At 45.2% G+C, this 15,530-nt stretch carries 12 protein-coding genes and 2 tRNA genes; 1 reads left to right on the top strand and 13 read right to left on the bottom strand.

The window, feature by feature from the left end:
• Positions 1 to 18 precede the first annotated feature (18 nt).
• The 11 genes from infB to rlmE all read right to left on the bottom strand — a co-directional run bounded on the left by infB (position 19) and on the right by rlmE (position 11,260).
• The gene (infB, locus tag ACMXYV_RS01905; RefSeq protein WP_415890107.1) at positions 19 to 2,556 is read right to left on the bottom strand and encodes a translation initiation factor IF-2; all 2,538 of its coding nucleotides are present in this window, start codon (positions 2,554 to 2,556) and stop codon (positions 19 to 21) included.
• 27 nt (positions 2,557 to 2,583) lie between these two features.
• Entirely contained in the window at positions 2,584 to 4,071 is a 1,488-nt protein-coding gene (nusA, locus tag ACMXYV_RS01900) for a transcription termination factor NusA (protein ID WP_415890106.1), read from the bottom strand.
• A 33-nt stretch (positions 4,072 to 4,104) separates the two neighbouring features.
• Complete coding sequence (rimP, locus tag ACMXYV_RS01895; RefSeq protein ID WP_415890105.1) at positions 4,105 to 4,560, bottom strand: ribosome maturation factor RimP; 456 nt, start codon at positions 4,558 to 4,560, stop codon at positions 4,105 to 4,107.
• Between the two features lie 191 nt (positions 4,561 to 4,751).
• Positions 4,752 to 4,828: transfer RNA gene (locus ACMXYV_RS01890), tRNA-Met, on the bottom strand.
• Between the two features lie 165 nt (positions 4,829 to 4,993).
• Positions 4,994 to 5,080: transfer RNA gene (locus ACMXYV_RS01885), tRNA-Leu, on the bottom strand.
• 15 nt (positions 5,081 to 5,095) lie between these two features.
• The gene (gene secG, locus ACMXYV_RS01880) at positions 5,096 to 5,479 is read right to left on the bottom strand and encodes a preprotein translocase subunit SecG (RefSeq protein WP_415890104.1); all 384 of its coding nucleotides are present in this window, start codon (positions 5,477 to 5,479) and stop codon (positions 5,096 to 5,098) included.
• A 14-nt stretch (positions 5,480 to 5,493) separates the two neighbouring features.
• Entirely contained in the window at positions 5,494 to 6,246 is a 753-nt protein-coding gene (tpiA, locus tag ACMXYV_RS01875; protein ID WP_415890103.1) for a triose-phosphate isomerase, read from the bottom strand.
• A 38-nt stretch (positions 6,247 to 6,284) separates the two neighbouring features.
• Complete coding sequence (glmM, locus tag ACMXYV_RS01870) at positions 6,285 to 7,637, bottom strand: phosphoglucosamine mutase (RefSeq protein WP_415890102.1); 1,353 nt, start codon at positions 7,635 to 7,637, stop codon at positions 6,285 to 6,287.
• A 16-nt stretch (positions 7,638 to 7,653) separates the two neighbouring features.
• Positions 7,654 to 8,505 carry a dihydropteroate synthase gene (gene folP / locus ACMXYV_RS01865; protein WP_415890101.1) on the bottom strand — a complete coding sequence of 284 codons (852 nt, stop codon included), beginning with the start codon at positions 8,503 to 8,505 and terminating at the stop codon, positions 7,654 to 7,656.
• Positions 8,506 to 8,585: 80 nt separating this feature from the next.
• A complete protein-coding gene (gene ftsH, locus ACMXYV_RS01860; protein ID WP_415890100.1) occupies positions 8,586 to 10,538 on the bottom strand; it encodes an ATP-dependent zinc metalloprotease FtsH in 1,953 nt (650 codons plus the stop codon).
• Between the two features lie 101 nt (positions 10,539 to 10,639).
• Positions 10,640 to 11,260 carry a 23S rRNA (uridine(2552)-2'-O)-methyltransferase RlmE gene (gene rlmE, locus ACMXYV_RS01855; RefSeq protein WP_415883302.1) on the bottom strand — a complete coding sequence of 207 codons (621 nt, stop codon included), beginning with the start codon at positions 11,258 to 11,260 and terminating at the stop codon, positions 10,640 to 10,642.
• Between the two features lie 149 nt (positions 11,261 to 11,409).
• On the opposite strand from rlmE, the gene ACMXYV_RS01850 reads away from it, so the two are divergent.
• Positions 11,410 to 11,712, top strand: coding sequence for a YhbY family RNA-binding protein (locus tag ACMXYV_RS01850; protein ID WP_415883301.1), 303 nt, complete (start codon positions 11,410 to 11,412; stop codon positions 11,710 to 11,712).
• 71 nt (positions 11,713 to 11,783) lie between these two features.
• Here ACMXYV_RS01850 and greA read toward each other — a convergent pair whose 3' ends face one another.
• Together greA and carB are read right to left on the bottom strand one after the other, a co-directional pair.
• On the bottom strand, positions 11,784 to 12,260 hold the full coding sequence (gene greA / locus ACMXYV_RS01845; RefSeq protein ID WP_415890099.1) for a transcription elongation factor GreA: 477 nt from the start codon (positions 12,258 to 12,260) through the stop codon (positions 11,784 to 11,786).
• Positions 12,261 to 12,262: 2 nt separating this feature from the next.
• Positions 12,263 to 15,472 (bottom strand): carbamoyl-phosphate synthase large subunit, encoded by a 3,210-nt coding sequence (carB, locus tag ACMXYV_RS01840; protein WP_415890098.1) that lies wholly within the window; start codon positions 15,470 to 15,472, stop codon positions 12,263 to 12,265.
• Positions 15,473 to 15,530: the final 58 nt, after the last annotated feature.

Below are 15,530 nucleotides of genomic sequence, written 5' to 3'. Positions count from 1 at the left end.
TACCTTGTATTTGCAATATTACAGCGTGCGCTGAACTTCAACTGTGTCGTAAACCTCAATCTGGTCGCCGACTTTAACATCGTTGTAGTTCTTAACGCCGATACCACATTCCATACCCTGACGTACTTCGTTAACGTTATCTTTAAAGCGACGAAGAGATTCTAGCTCACCTTCGTAGATAACAACGTTTTCACGTAGAACACGGATTCGTTTATTACGGAAGACAGTACCTTCTGTAACCATACAGCCGGCAACCGCACCGATCTTAGGCGCTTTAAATACGTCACGTACTTCAGCAATACCCACGATCTCTTCACGATACTCAGGAGATAGCAGACCGCCCATCGCCTGTTTAACATCATCGATGATGTCGTAGATTACGCTGTAGTAACGTAGCTCAATGCCTTCACGTTCTAGCACCTGACGCGCTTGAGCGTCAGCACGAACGTTAAAGCCGACCATCAATGCATCTGCAGTTACTGCAAGGTTAGCATCAGTTTCAGCAATACCACCTACGCCACCAGAAACGATGTTCACCTTAACTTCATCAGTAGATAGATCTTCCAATGCATGAGTTAGGGCTTCCAAAGAACCACGTACGTCTGTTTTCAGTACGATATTGAAAGTCTTAACATCACCTGCCTGCATATTTGCAAACAAGTTTTCCAGTTTCGACTTCTGCTGACGAGCCAACTTAACATCACGGTATTTACCTTGACGGAATAGAGCCACTTCACGTGCTTTCTTCTCGTTAGATACCATAGTGAACTCGTCACCAGCATTTGGTGTACCGTCTAGACCTTGGATCTCAACTGGAATCGCAGGGCCTGCAGACTCAATCGGCTTACCGTTTTCATCCAGCATCGCACGAACACGACCATAATGAAGACCTGCAAGTACGATATCACCTTTACGTAGAGTACCGTTCTGCACTAGTACCGTCGCTACTGGGCCACGACCTTTGTCTAGACGTGATTCAACAACAACACCCTGCGCTGGTGCATTAGGTACAGCAGTTAATTCCAGAATTTCTGACTGTAGTAGAACTGCATCAAGAAGCTCTTCAATGCCTTGACCAGATTTCGCTGAAACATTTACAAACTGGTTTTCGCCACCCCATTCTTCTGGAATAACTTCTAATGCAGCCAATTCGTTTTTAACACGATCAGGATCAGCTTGTTCTTTATCAATCTTATTGACAGCGACAACCAATGGTACGCCTGCTGCTTTAGCATGCTGAACCGCTTCCTGAGTCTGAGGCATTACACCGTCATCCGCTGCAACTACCAAGATAACGATATCAGTTACAGACGCACCACGTGCACGCATTGCAGTAAATGCAGCGTGTCCAGGAGTATCAAGGAAAGTAACCATGCCGTTATCAGTTTCCACATGGTATGCACCGATGTGCTGGGTAATACCACCAGACTCACCAGAAGCTACACGCGAAGATCTGATGTAATCCAGTAGAGACGTTTTACCGTGGTCTACGTGACCCATTACAGTTACAACTGGTGCACGAGTTTCCTGCTCACCCTGCTGCGCCTGAATGCTTTCCATCAACGCTTCTTCTACAGCATTCTCTTGCATCGGCTTAGGCGTATGGCCCATTTCTTCAACAACAAGCGTTGCAGTATCTTGATCAATTACTTGGTTGATAGTGGCCATTGCGCCCATACCAAACATGATTTTGATAACTTCTGCTGCTTTAACGTTCATCTTCTTCGCTAAATCAGCAACAGTGATACTTTCAGGAATTGATACTTCAATTACCTGCTGAGTTGTTGGTTCTTTAAAACCATGTTCATTAGGCTTATTAGATAAAGGCTTGCCGTTCTTACCGCGGTTACGGCTAATTTTGCCGCCACGACGATCCTGACCACGGTTATCGTTGCCTTTTTTCTTACCCTTGCCACGACGATTATCGTTACCCGAGTCGTTTTTCTTAGCCTGCTCTTGAGCTTTAAAACGCTGTTCAGTTTCAGCTTTACGGCGTTTAGCATCTTCTTCTTTCTTCTGCTTAGCCTTCTCAGCAGCTTGAGCTTCGTGCTTCTTCTGCTCTGCAGCTTTAGCTTCTTGCTCGCGTTTTTGTTGTGCTTCTGCTTCACGCTCTTTAGCTGCTTTTTCTTCAGCTTCACGCACTGCTTGAGCTTCAGCTTCCTGCTGTTTACGCTCTTCTTCGATGCGTAACTCATCAGTGTTCTGCACTTCTGCTTGCTGATCAGTATCGCCTTCAGCACCTTCAACTTCTGATCGTTTCACATAAGTACGTTTTTTACGCACTTCAACGTTCACGGTTTTCTTCTTACCGGAAGCACCAGAAACTTTTAGTGTCGATGTAGTTTTACGCTTAAGTGTAATCTTCTTAGGCTCTGCATCATCTGCGTCTTCACCGTGACTACGTTTTAGGTGATTCAACAGTGATTGACGCTCAGTTTCAGATACTTCTGCTTTTTCGTTCTTGCCTGAAATGCCTGCTTCCTGCATTTGCTCTAGCAAACGCTCAACGGAAACACCAACCATTTCGGCAAGCTGCTTAACTGTTACTTCTGCCATGTTAGGAGGCTCCTCTTCCGTTAATCTTTACTCTTCAGCAAACCATGGAGCACGAGCAGTCATGATTAACGCTGCAGCTCGTTCTTCATCCAGGCCTTCAATACCTACCAGGTCATCAATAGACTGTTCTGCTAGATCTTCCATAGTGATAATACCTTGCGCGGCCAGTAGGTAAGCTAAATGCTTGTCCATACCGTCCATCTCCAACAGGTCTGCTGCTGGTTCTGCACTGTCTAGTTTTTCCTCGCTTGCAATAGCAAGGTTAAGAAGTGCATCTTTCGCACGCTTACGTAGTTCCTCTACGATAGCTTCGTCGAAACCATCGATCTCTAACATTTCATCAACAGGAACGTAAGCAACTTCCTCTAGTGTGGTGAAACCTTCTTCGACCAACACTTCAGCAACATCTTCATCAACGTCTAGGTGGTTGATGAATGTATCGATAACGGAACCAACTTCAGACTGATGCTTCTCTTGAGCATCTTCTTCAGTCATTACGTTTAGTTCCCAACCAGTAAGTTCGGAAGCCAAACGTACGTTCTGGCCACTACGGCCGATCGCCATCGCTAAGTTTTCTTCAGCAACTGCTACATCCATTGAGTGCGTTTCTTCATCAAGCACGATAGAGGCAACATCTGCTGGCGCCATAGCGTTGATAACCAACTGCGCTGGGTTATCGTCCCAAAGCACGATATCAACACGCTCACCGCCTAATTCGTTGGAAACAGCCTGTACACGAGAACCACGCATACCAACACATGCACCAACAGGATCGATACGGCCATCATTTGTTTTAACCGCGATCTTCGCACGTGACCCTGGATCACGAGACGCCGCTCGGATTTCGATCACTTCTTCAGAGATCTCTGGAACTTCGATACGGAACAGCTCAATCAACATTTCGTTGCAAGAACGGCTCAAGATCAACTGAGGGCCACGGCCTTCAGAGCGAACTTCAAGAAGAACTGCACGCACACGATCGCCCATGCGGAATGCTTCACGCTGGATTAACTGATCGCGCGGTAGCAACGCTTCAGCATTGTTACCTAGATCTACAATAATGTTATCGCGCGTAACTTTTTTAACACTGCCCGAGATCAATTCACCTTGGCGATCACGGTACAATTCAACAACTTTCGCACGCTCTGCTTCGCGAACTTTCTGAACAATAACCTGTTTAGCAGTCTGTGCCGCAATACGACCAAACTTAACAGACTCAACCTGTTCTTCATGTACGCTGCCTGGTTCTAGAGAAGCATCAATTTCTTCAGCTTCTTCCATCGTCAGCTCAGTGCCTAGTGCTGGCACCTCTTCATTGCTTACAACCAACCAGCGGCGGAAAGTTTCATAATCGCCTGTAGTTCGATCAATAACTACGCGAATATCCGCTTCTTCGTCGTAACGCTTCTTAGTTGCTGTTGCCAATGCAACTTCAATCGCCTCGAAAATTACTTCTTTCGGAACATCTTTCTCGTTAGAAACTGCTTCCGCAACCAACAGAATCTCTTTATTCATGCTTCTGCCTCGCCTAAGACCTCTAATCCACGTTTAGAACTGAGGGATAATGTTTGCACGATCAATGTACTCAATCGGCAGCATATATTCTTCATTGTCGACCACTACCAGAATGTCGTCGCCTTCCACACCATTCAGCACACCTTTAAATTTACGGCGGCCTTCAAAAGCAATTCGCAAGCGAACCTGAATCACAGACCCTGCATAAGTTTCAAATTGCTCAAGTGTAAAAAGAGGACGATCCATACCTGGAGAGGACACCTCAAGGGTGTAGTTACCTGCAATCGGATCTTCTACATCCATAATTCCGCTAACCTGATGGCTGACTTTAGCGCAGTCATCTACGTTAATGCCGTTATCAGAATCGATATACACCCGAAGGGTGCTGTGTTTTCCCTGTGAGAGAAACTCAATACCCCAGAGCTCAAACCCCAGCGCTGTAACTGAAGGCTCAATCAACTCTTGTAATAGTTTCATTTTCGCTGACACGAATAACCCACCTGTTCTAACACTAAGATACCAAACACTTATAAAACAATAAGTTAGATTCAATATCGTAAATTTCAAAAACAAAAAATGGGTCTAATGACCCATTCCCGATATGCAAAACCCAACATTTAAGGCTCTGCATTTTACCTACGAAAAAGCCCCTTAAAAGGGGCCTTACGTAAAAATAAGGTTGGTAGCGGGGGCTGGATTTGAACCAACGACCTTCGGGTTATGAGCCCGACGAGCTACCAAGCTGCTCCACCCCGCATCAAAAACCTAAAACGATTCGACATTTCTGTGAATCTGAAGTCAGGACAGCTAACTAAAACCTAGCTTTTTGACTTCTAAGAATAAGAGACTAACCGAACAAACAATTCACTTATCCAAAACTGGTGCAAATTGTATATGTACTGAGGCTCTTAATCAAGAAATATGGTGCCCAAGGCCGGACTTGAACCGGCACGGCCTGACGGCCACTACCCCCTCAAGATAGCGTGTCTACCAATTCCACCACTTGGGCAACAAACTTTTACTGTTAGTTATTTTGAGGAATATCAGAGTCAACAGGCGCTTCTGGCTTAGACTCATCAAAAACAGGTAGCGCTGGCTCTTCAGCAACAGCAGACTCAGCTGCTTTACTTTCGATAAGCTCAGCAGAAGGAATACCTGCATCACCAACAGAATCAGCTTTTTCTTTAGCGTACACAGCTAAAACAAAGCTTGTAACAAAAATGCCCGCAGCAACAATACCTGTTACGCGAGAAAGGAAGTTACCGCTACCGGTACTACCAAAAACAGTCTGCGAAGCACCTGCGCCAAAAGAAGCGCCAGCTTCAGCACCCTTGCCTTGCTGCAGCAAAATTAAGCCAATTACAGCGGCTGCCAACAATACATGAATAATTAAAACTACTGTTTCCATCTCAGAACCGTTAGTTATGCACCTGCCGCTTGGCAGATGGCAATAAAGTCGTTTGTTTTAAGGGATGCTCCACCAACAAGCCCCCCATCAACATCTTCATTTGCGAACAATTCAGCTGCGTTTGCAGCATTTACGCTGCCACCATACAAGATACGCATTTTGCTAGCTAGCTCAGCATCACATTCAGCTATCATATTACGAATAGCTGCATGAACTTCTTGCGCTTGTTCCGGTGTTGCAGTTTTACCTGTACCTATAGCCCATACAGGCTCATAAGCAATGACTGCATCCGTAAATTGTTCAATCCCTGCAGCATTTACAACAGCTTTAATCTGTCGTTCAACAACCGCAAGCGTATTACCTTCTTCACGCTCTTCCAGCGTTTCGCCAACACATAGGATTGGCTTCAAGCCAGCAGCGACAGTTGCTTTAAATTTATCAGCAACCAGATCGTCTGACTCAGCATACAAACTACGACGCTCGGAATGACCAAGAATTACGTATTCGCAGCTTAAATCTAGCAACATCTCTAAAGAGACCTCACCCGTAAAAGCACCGTTATTTTGCTCACTAACATTCTGCGCACCCAGTGCAATAACAGAATCAGCAGTCAATGCTTTTACTTGAGAGAGGTATATAGACGGCGGACAAACCAGCACATCAACAGCATTGGATTTAAGCTCAGCATTCAGACCTTCCATCAACGCATTGATAGATGCTGAATTACCATTCATTTTCCAGTTACCGGCTACTAAGGCTGTACGCATTTATACCCCCATTTAAAGAGGCGCAAATATTAACTGGCTTACTCTGAACTTTCAAGCGCAAGCAGGGCTTTTTCAACCTCATCAGCCAACTGCTGACACAAGCCGTTAACTTCTTCTTCATTTTCGCCCTCAATCATGACGCGTACTACAGGCTCAGTACCTGACGGACGAAGAAGAACACGGCCTCGATCACCTAATTGCGCTTCTGTTTTTGCAACGGCAATATTAATCCCTTCAACCTCTGAAATATTATGCTTTTGCGCCATACGTACATTAATCATTTTCTGCGGCAACTTTGTCATACCGTGACGCAGAGTATTCAATGATTCGCCCGTTTCAACTATGGCCTTCAGTACCTGTAATGCTGCTACCGTACCATCACCCGTAGTCGTTAGATGGCGACATACGATATGACCTGAGCTTTCGCCACCAAGTAACCAATCATGTTTGTATAACTGCTCCATCACATAACGATCACCTACATTTGCACGAACAAATGGGATTCCTTCTCGTGCATAGGCTTGCTCTAGACCGAAGTTGGTCATTAAAGTCCCAACAACACCGCCATGAAAGGATTCTTCGCGACGCATTTGCGCTGCAATCATGTATAGAAGCTCATCGCCATCCACCTCTTCACCAAGGTGATCGACCATAATCACACGATCACCATCACCATCTAAAGCGATACCTAAATCTGCTTTTTCTGCAGTGACAACCGTTTGTAAACGTTGCGTTGCGGTTGCACCGCATTTTTCATTGATATTTAGACCATCTGGCGCCGATGCTATTTCAACAACTTCTGCGCCCAACTCTGAAAATACAGCAGGAGCAACGTGGTAGGTCGCGCCATTGGCACAGTCTAAGATTATCTTTAAGCCTTTCAGGCTGATACCGCCAGCAGTAGCCTTACAAAACTCGATGTAACGACCAGCAGCATCATCAATACGACGAGCTTTACCTAATTCTGCAGAATCGACCGTAGTCATTGCGATATCCATCTGGGCTTCAATCGCCTGCTCAATTTCGTCAGGTAGTTTAGTCCCTTCCGCAGAGAAGAATTTAATGCCGTTATCGTAATAAGCATTGTGAGATGCACTTATGACGATACCAGCATCAGCACGGAAAGTGCGTGCAAGATAAGCAACAGCTGGAGTCGGCATTGGACCCGTTAGTAAAACATCCACTCCAGCAGCAGATAAGCCCGCTTCTAAAGCAGATTCAAACATGTAACCAGATATCCGCGTATCTTTACCAATCAATATTTTACTGTGACCTTCTCTTGAAAATACCTTTCCTGCTGCCCAACCTAACTTAAGAACAAAATCAGGAGTTACAGGAAATTGACCAACCTTGCCACGAATACCATCAGTACCAAAATAACGCTTACTCATTTACTTATATTCCTTTTTATACCGTCTCAGCCATAACCGCGCGTGTCATCTTCACTACATCCACCGTTTCAGCAACGTCATGCACACGAATTATCTCTGCACCTTGCATTACTGCAATTGCCACAGTGGCCAAGCTACCCGGTAGTCGCTGCTCTACCTCATTATCGAGGACAGCCCCTATCATCGATTTTCGGGACGTCCCAATTAGCAGAGGAAGTCCATGTTTCTTTAATCTGTCTAAATTATTCATCAGACGTAGATTATGCTCTATGCTTTTACCAAAGCCGAACCCTGGATCTAATAACAATCTGTCTTTTGAGATACCGACTACTTCGCATGCTTCCACCCGCTGTAATAAGAAGTGTTCAACATCGTCGAGCACGTCATCATATAAGGGGGCATCTTGCATTGTCGCTGGACTTCCCTGCATATGCATTAAGCAGATAGGTAGATCAGTATTAGCTGCCGCTTCTAGAGCACCTGCTCGCCCTAGCGCTCTAACATCATTGATCAAGCCCGCACCTAGCTTAGCTGACTCAGTTATCACTGATGGGGTACTGGTATCCACTGAAATTACGACATCTAATTCTGATGCAATTTTCTCTACAACAGGAAGTACTCGACTTAACTCTTCTTCTAAACTTACAGCAGCAGCACCTGGACGGGTAGACTCACCACCCACATCCAAGATTGTTGCACCATCAGCCACCATCGCTTCAGCTCGTCGAATTACATTATCCAGTCTTACTTGCTGATTGGAATACAACGTTCCGCCATCCGAGAACGAATCAGGCGTCACATTTAAGATCCCCATTACCTGAGTTTCGGCTAAGTTTAGAATTCGATTACCACAAACTAACTGGCGCATAAATCATGTTCTTCATTACTTGATACAATAAAAAAAGGCTGACCTTCTGCAAAGCCAGCCTTTTCATATTCACCTTAAGCTTAGTGAATATTATTATCCGGTGAGCGAGGGATATCCTGATCTGAATCATCATCTGATCGATCATCAACGTCTGATTCTGTATCAGTATTTACGCTTTCACTAGCTCCATGGTCTGAACCGTTTTTATCCTCTTCCACCCAACCATCAGGGGCAGACACTTCTTCACGGTTCATCAACTGATCAATCTGCTTACTATCAATCGTTTCGTACTTCATCAAGGCCTGACACATTGTCTCTAGGATATCGCGATTCTGGTCCAGAATCTGCTCTGCCTTCTGATAACAATCATCGATAATCTTGCGGGTTTCTGTATCAATACGACGCTGCGTTTCTTCCGCTAATGGTTTAGCACCTTGACCGTAGCCACGGTTAAATGGATCTGCATCTTCTTCATCGTATAACAATGGCCCCAATTCATCGCTTAGACCCCACTTCGCCACCATATTACGTGCGAAAGAAGTTGCGCGCTGAATATCATTAGATGCACCGGTGGTTACACCCTCTTTGCCCAATGTCATTTCCTCAGCAATACGACCACCGTAAAGCGAGCAGATATTAGACAGGATAGACTGACGGCTATGGCTATAACGGTCCTCTTCAGGCAAGAACATAGTTACGCCCAATGCACGACCACGTGGAATGATAGACACTTTATACACAGGATCATGTTCTGGCATTAGACGACCAACAATCGCGTGACCAGCTTCATGGTAAGCGGTATTCAAGCGTTCTTTCTCAGACATCACCATAGATTTGCGCTCAGCGCCCATCATAATTTTGTCTTTCGCTTGCTCAAACTGGTTCATACTTACAGTGCGTTTGTTAGCGCGTGCTGCAAATAGGGCCGCTTCGTTTACAAGGTTCGCTAGATCAGCACCAGAGAAACCAGGTGTACCACGCGCAATCAGATCAGGCTTAACATCTTCACCTAATGGCACTTTACGCATATGCACTTTAAGAATCTTTTCACGGCCAAGAATATCAGGCAGACCGACATGAACCTGACGGTCAAAACGCCCCGGACGCAATAACGCAGGATCAAGTACATCTGGGCGGTTAGTGGCAGCGATTACGATAATACCTTCACTGCCTTCAAAGCCATCCATCTCTACCAACAATTGGTTCAATGTCTGTTCACGCTCATCATTACCTCCACCCATACCAACACCACGGTGACGGCCTACAGCGTCAATCTCATCGATAAAGATGATACATGGAGCATTTTTCTTCGCTTGATCAAACATGTCACGTACACGGGACGCACCCACACCCACGAACATCTCTACGAAGTCAGAACCAGAAATACTAAAGAAAGGCACTTTAGCTTCGCCGGCGATTGCTTTCGCCAACAAGGTTTTACCGGTACCCGGATTACCCGCCATCAATACACCACGTGGAATATGGCCACCTAGGCGTTGGAACTTACCCGGATCACGAAGAAAATCTACCAGTTCACGAACATCTTCCTTAGCCTCTTCAACACCAGCAACATCGTCGAAGGTCGTTTTAATCTGATCTTCGCTCATCATGCGCGCTTTAGACTTACCGAAAGACATTGGGCCGCCTTTTCCACCGCCACCTTGCATCTGACGCATGAAGAACATAAACACTGCGATAATGACAAGGATAGGGAAAGAAGCGACTAGCAACTGAGTCCAAATGCTCTGCTGCTCTGGCTGCTTACCTTCAATCACAACATTGTGATTAATTAGATCATCAACCAATTTAGGATCTTGAAGCGCGGGGCGTACGGTTTCAAACATATCACCGTTAGAGCGCTGACCCTGAATAATATAGCCATCAATAATGACTTTAGTTACACCATCATCCTGAACTTCTTTGACGAAATCGGAGTAACTTAGTCGATTAGACTCAGCCGTCTCATTAAAATTATTAAAAACAGTCAGCAATACCGCTGCGATCACCAGCCATAGAACTAGATTTTTCGCCATATCATTCAATGGAATACCCTCAATTTGCTGATTTTGTTTAGCGTTATAAGAAAACGCTAAACACTATACTAAGCGGCCACGATTGACCACTAAAACACTAATTAACCTTTAAAACCTTTACCTAAAAGGTAGACTTCACGGGAACGAGCTCGAGAAGAATCAGGCTTACGCGTAACCACTTTGTCAAAACTTGTACGCATATCTTTTAAATATTGATCAAAACCTTCACCCTGGAATACTTTAGCGACAAACGTTCCGCCAGGCTTCAACACCTCGCGCGCCATATCCAAAGCAAGCTCAACCAAATACATCGCTGCTGGCTGATCAACAGCAGACATACCACTCATATTGGGGGCCATATCTGAAATTACAAGGTCTGCTGGTTCATCTCCTAGCGCATTTAGGATTTTATGCAGCACTTCCTCCTCAGTAAAGTCACCTTGAACGAACTCTACACCCGCCATACTGTCCATTGGCAGAATATCTGATGCCACCACTCGACCGTGATCACCAACGCGCTCTGCTGCCACTTGAGACCAACCACCAGGTGCTGCACCTAGATCGACAACCGTCATTCCCTGCTTAAGCAGCTTATCTTTCTCATCTAATTCAATCAGCTTAAAACTAGCACGCGATCTATAACCGAGTTCTTTGGACTTCTTAACCCAATGATCATCAAAGTGTTCTTTTAACCAACGCTCACTACTTGATGCTTTCGCCACTTCGCTTCACTCTCTTGACTGAATGAGCCATGCGCTACTCAGAACCGCATAACTCAGGTAAAATAGAATTAATTAAATATGCTGGACTAGGGTATTAGATAATATTCGCATTAAACGCCCAGCTAAACATTGAGGCAACGTATTTTAATATGAGCTTGAGCACTGAGCAAAAGAAGCATTACCGCACTATAGGCCACAAACTTAATCCTCTAGTAACTGTAGCAGGAAAAGGCCTAACTGAAGCTATTCAACTTGAAGTCGATCGCGCTTTAGAAGATCACGAACTGATCAAGGTAAAGTTTGCTGTTGGTGATCGCGACGTTAAAAAACAACTGATTCGCGAACTATGCGAAATTGTTGAAGCTGAGATCGTGCAAGAGATTGGTCACATTGCGCTAATTTATCGTAGAGCGCTTGAGCCAAACCCAAAACTATCTAACTTGTTACGTTAATATCTACTTAGCAAGCTATTAAAACAGCATAAATACAAAAAAGGGTGCCTAGGCACCCTTTTTTAGTCCGCTCAGATATGAGCAACCTCATCAATCTCATATTCAGTAGCGCCACCCGGCGTCTGAATATTTACGATATCACCTTCCTCTTTGCCGACTAGGCCACGAGCGATTGGTGAATTAACTGAGATTTTATTCACTTTAATATCAGCTTCATCATCACCTACGATCTGATAAGTCTTAGACTCATCAGTATCTAAGTTAATGATAGTCACTGTAGTACCGAAGATAACCTTACCAGAGTGCGGAATGGCTGTTACATCAATTACCTGACAGTTAGACAGCTTAGCTTCCAGTTCCTGGATACGACCTTCAATGAAACCCTGCTGCTCACGAGCAGCATGGTATTCAGCGTTTTCCTTTAGGTCACCGTGTTCACGCGCTTCTGCAATATCAGCAATTACACGTGGGCGATCTACAGTTTTCAGTTGATCAAGCTCTTCACGAAGCGCTTTCTCACCTGCTGCAGTCATAGGTACACGATTCACAATTATGCTCCTATATCCTGAACGCGACGAACTTCTTTCTCTTCGCCGTACTGTAATGCCATAGTAATTGCTTCAGCACCTGCCAATGTAGTGGTATATGGCACTTTATGCTGCAGAGCACTACGACGAATATCAGCAGAATCTTCAATTGCTTTACGGCCTTCTGTTGTATTCACAATGTAAGCAATCTCATCATTCTTGATCATATCAACAATGTTTGGACGACCTTCCATCACTTTATTTACAACTTCAACCTCAAGGCCCTGTTCAGCCATTAGCTTAGCAGTACCGCGAGTAGCTACTAGAGAGAAGCCTAGTTCAGCTAGATCTTTAGCAATCTGCATGGAAGCATCTTTATCAACTTCACGTACAGAGATGAACGCTTTACCCGCTTGCGGCATAGTTTCGCCCGCACCGATCTGCGCCTTCATAAACGCTTCACCGAAGGTAGCGCCAACACCCATAACTTCACCAGTAGACTTCATCTCTGGGGATAGAATTGGATCAACACCTTGGAACTTGTTGAACGGAAATACAGCTTCTTTCACGTTAAACAATGTTGGTACGATCTCTTTAGTGAAGCCAAGCTCAGCTAGAGACTTACCCGTCATTACCTGAGCACCGATTTTCGCTAGAGAAACACCGATACACTTAGAAACAAACGGTACAGTACGGGATGCACGAGGGTTAACCTCGATCACGTAAATTTCACCATCCTGATATGCAAGCTGCGTATTCATTAGGCCAACTACACCTAGCTCCAACGCCATCTTGCGCACCATCTCACGCATTTCATCTTGAACATCATCAGCAAGACTATACGGAGGGAATGAACATGCAGAGTCACCAGAGTGAACACCTGCTTGCTCGATGTGCTGCATGATTGCACCGATAACTACATCCTTACCGTCGCAAACCGCATCAATATCAACTTCAACTGCAGCATTCAGGAAGTGATCCAACAATACTGGTGCGTCGTTAGATACCTGTACCGCAGTATTCATGTAGCGGCGCAGCTCTTCCTCTTTGTAAACGATCTCCATTGCACGACCACCCAATACGTAAGATGGACGAACAACTAGCGGGTAACCAAGCTTATCAGCTTCGATGATCGCTTCTTCTAGAGAACGTACAGTCGCGTTTTCTGGCTGTTTAAGACCAAGACGCTTCAGCATTTGCTGGAACTGTTCACGGTCTTCTGCACGGTCAATCGCTTCTGGTGAAGTGCCGATAATTGGTACGCCAGCCTGCTCAAGTGCAACAGCCAGTTTCAGTGGTGTCTGACCACCGTACTGAACGATAACACCTTTTGGCTTCTCAACATTTACGATTTCAAGTACATCCTCAAGCGTGATTGGCTCGAAGAACAGACGATCAGATGTATCGTAATCAGTAGAAACAGTCTCAGGGTTACAGTTAACCATGATTGTTTCAAAACCGTCGTCGCGCGCTGCAAGTGCTGCATGTACACAGCAGTAGTCAAACTCGATACCTTGACCGATACGGTTTGGACCACCACCGATAACCATGATCTTGTCACGGTCAGAAGGATTCGCTTCACACTCTTCTTCATAAGAGGAGTACATGTAAGCTGTATCAGATGCGAATTCCGCTGCACATGTATCAACACGCTTATAAACCGGACGTACATCTAAATTGTGACGATGCTTACGGAACTGCTTCTCAGATACACCAAGAAGAGTCGCCAAGCGCTCATCAGAGAAACCTTTACGCTTCAGGCGGAACACCGCATCTTTATCAAGATCGGACATCGCCGTCTCAGATACACGCTGCTCATCTTTAATAATGTCTTCTACTTGAACCAAGAACCAAGGATCAATACCGCTGATCTCGTATAGTTCTTCAACGCTCATCCCCATACGGAATGCATCGCCTAGGTACCAAATACGCTCAGCACCCGGCTCTTTCATCTCACGCACGATTGTAGAACGCGCATCTTCGCTAGCAATGTCGATAATTGAGTCGAAACCAGTCGCACCAACCTCTAGACCACGAAGTGCTTTCTGTAGAGACTCCTGCTGAGTACGGCCAATAGCCATAACCTCACCAACAGACTTCATCTGAGTTGTCAGACGATCATTTGCCTGTGGGAATTTCTCGAAAGTAAAACGAGGGATCTTAGTTACAACGTAGTCAATAGATGGCTCGAAAGACGCTGGCGTAGCACCACCAGTAATATCGTTCTGTAGCTCATCCAGCGTGTAACCAATTGCTAGTTTCGCAGCAACTTTTGCAATTGGGAAACCAGTCGCTTTAGATGCCAACGCAGAAGAACGAGATACACGCGGGTTCATCTCGATTACAACCATACGGCCATCTTTCGGATTCACACCAAACTGTACGTTTGAACCGCCAGTTTCTACGCCGATTTCACGCAGTACTGCCAAAGAAGCATTACGCATGATCTGGTATTCTTTATCTGTTAGCGTCTGTGCTGGCGCAACAGTGATGGAGTCACCTGTGTGTACACCCATCGCATCGAAGTTTTCGATCGCACAAACGATGATGCAGTTGTCGTTCTTATCACGAACAACTTCCATCTCGTACTCTTTCCAACCAATCAAAGATTCATCGATCAACAATTCAGTTGTAGGTGACAGATCTAAGCCACGCTCACAAATTTCGATAAATTCTTCTTTGTTGTACGCAATACCACCACCAGTACCACCCATTGTGAAGGATGGACGGATGATACAAGGGAAGCCTAGTTGCGCTTGAACCTGCAACGCCTCTTCCATGCTGTGCGCAATAGATGCACGAGGGCATTCAAGACCAATTGCTTTCATCGCTTTATCAAAACGATCACGGTCTTCAGCTTTATCAATCGTGTCGGCGTTTGCACCGATCATCTCAACGCCATGTTTCTCAAGAACGCCTTCACGTTCAAGATCAAGAGCACAGTTCAATGCAGTCTGACCACCCATAGTAGGCAATAGCGCATCTGGCTTTTCTTTGGCGATAATTTTTTCTACAGTTTTCCAGTTGATTGGCTCAATATAAGTTGAGTCAGCCATCGCTGGATCAGTCATAATGGTTGCAGGGTTAGAGTTAACCAGAATGACGCGGTAACCTTCTTCACGCAGAGCTTTACAAGCTTGTGCGCCAGAATAGTCAAATTCACATGCCTGACCGATAACAATCGGGCCAGCACCAAGAATCAAAATACTTTTTAAGTCCGTACGTTTTGGCATCGGTAATAAACCAGTCGTATCAGTTAATAACTGCGGCAGGCGGCTAATTCACACCTGC

It is taken from the genome of Neptuniibacter sp. SY11_33, from assembly GCF_047778025.1.
Taxonomy (GTDB): Bacteria; Pseudomonadota; Gammaproteobacteria; order Pseudomonadales; family Balneatricaceae; genus Neptuniibacter.
The sequence above is the reverse complement of the archived record's forward strand: the minus strand, read 5'-3'. Positions and strand labels throughout refer to the sequence as shown.

Excerpts from the sequence above, each read along its gene's own strand:
- infB (WP_415890107.1), bottom strand. The coding sequence starts at position 2,556 with ATGGCAGAAGTAACAGTTAAGCAGCTTGCCGAAATGGTTGGTGTTTCC.
- nusA (WP_415890106.1), bottom strand. The coding sequence starts at position 4,071 with ATGAATAAAGAGATTCTGTTGGTTGCGGAAGCAGTTTCTAACGAGAAA.
- secG (WP_415890104.1), bottom strand. The coding sequence starts at position 5,479 with ATGGAAACAGTAGTTTTAATTATTCATGTATTGTTGGCAGCCGCTGTA.
- tpiA (WP_415890103.1), bottom strand. The coding sequence starts at position 6,246 with ATGCGTACAGCCTTAGTAGCCGGTAACTGGAAAATGAATGGTAATTCA.
- glmM (WP_415890102.1), bottom strand. The coding sequence starts at position 7,637 with ATGAGTAAGCGTTATTTTGGTACTGATGGTATTCGTGGCAAGGTTGGT.
- folP (WP_415890101.1), bottom strand. The coding sequence starts at position 8,505 with ATGCGCCAGTTAGTTTGTGGTAATCGAATTCTAAACTTAGCCGAAACT.
- ftsH (WP_415890100.1), bottom strand. The coding sequence starts at position 10,538 with ATGGCGAAAAATCTAGTTCTATGGCTGGTGATCGCAGCGGTATTGCTG.
- ACMXYV_RS01850 (WP_415883301.1), top strand. The coding sequence starts at position 11,410 with ATGAGCTTGAGCACTGAGCAAAAGAAGCATTACCGCACTATAGGCCAC.
- carB (WP_415890098.1), bottom strand. The coding sequence starts at position 15,472 with ATGCCAAAACGTACGGACTTAAAAAGTATTTTGATTCTTGGTGCTGGC.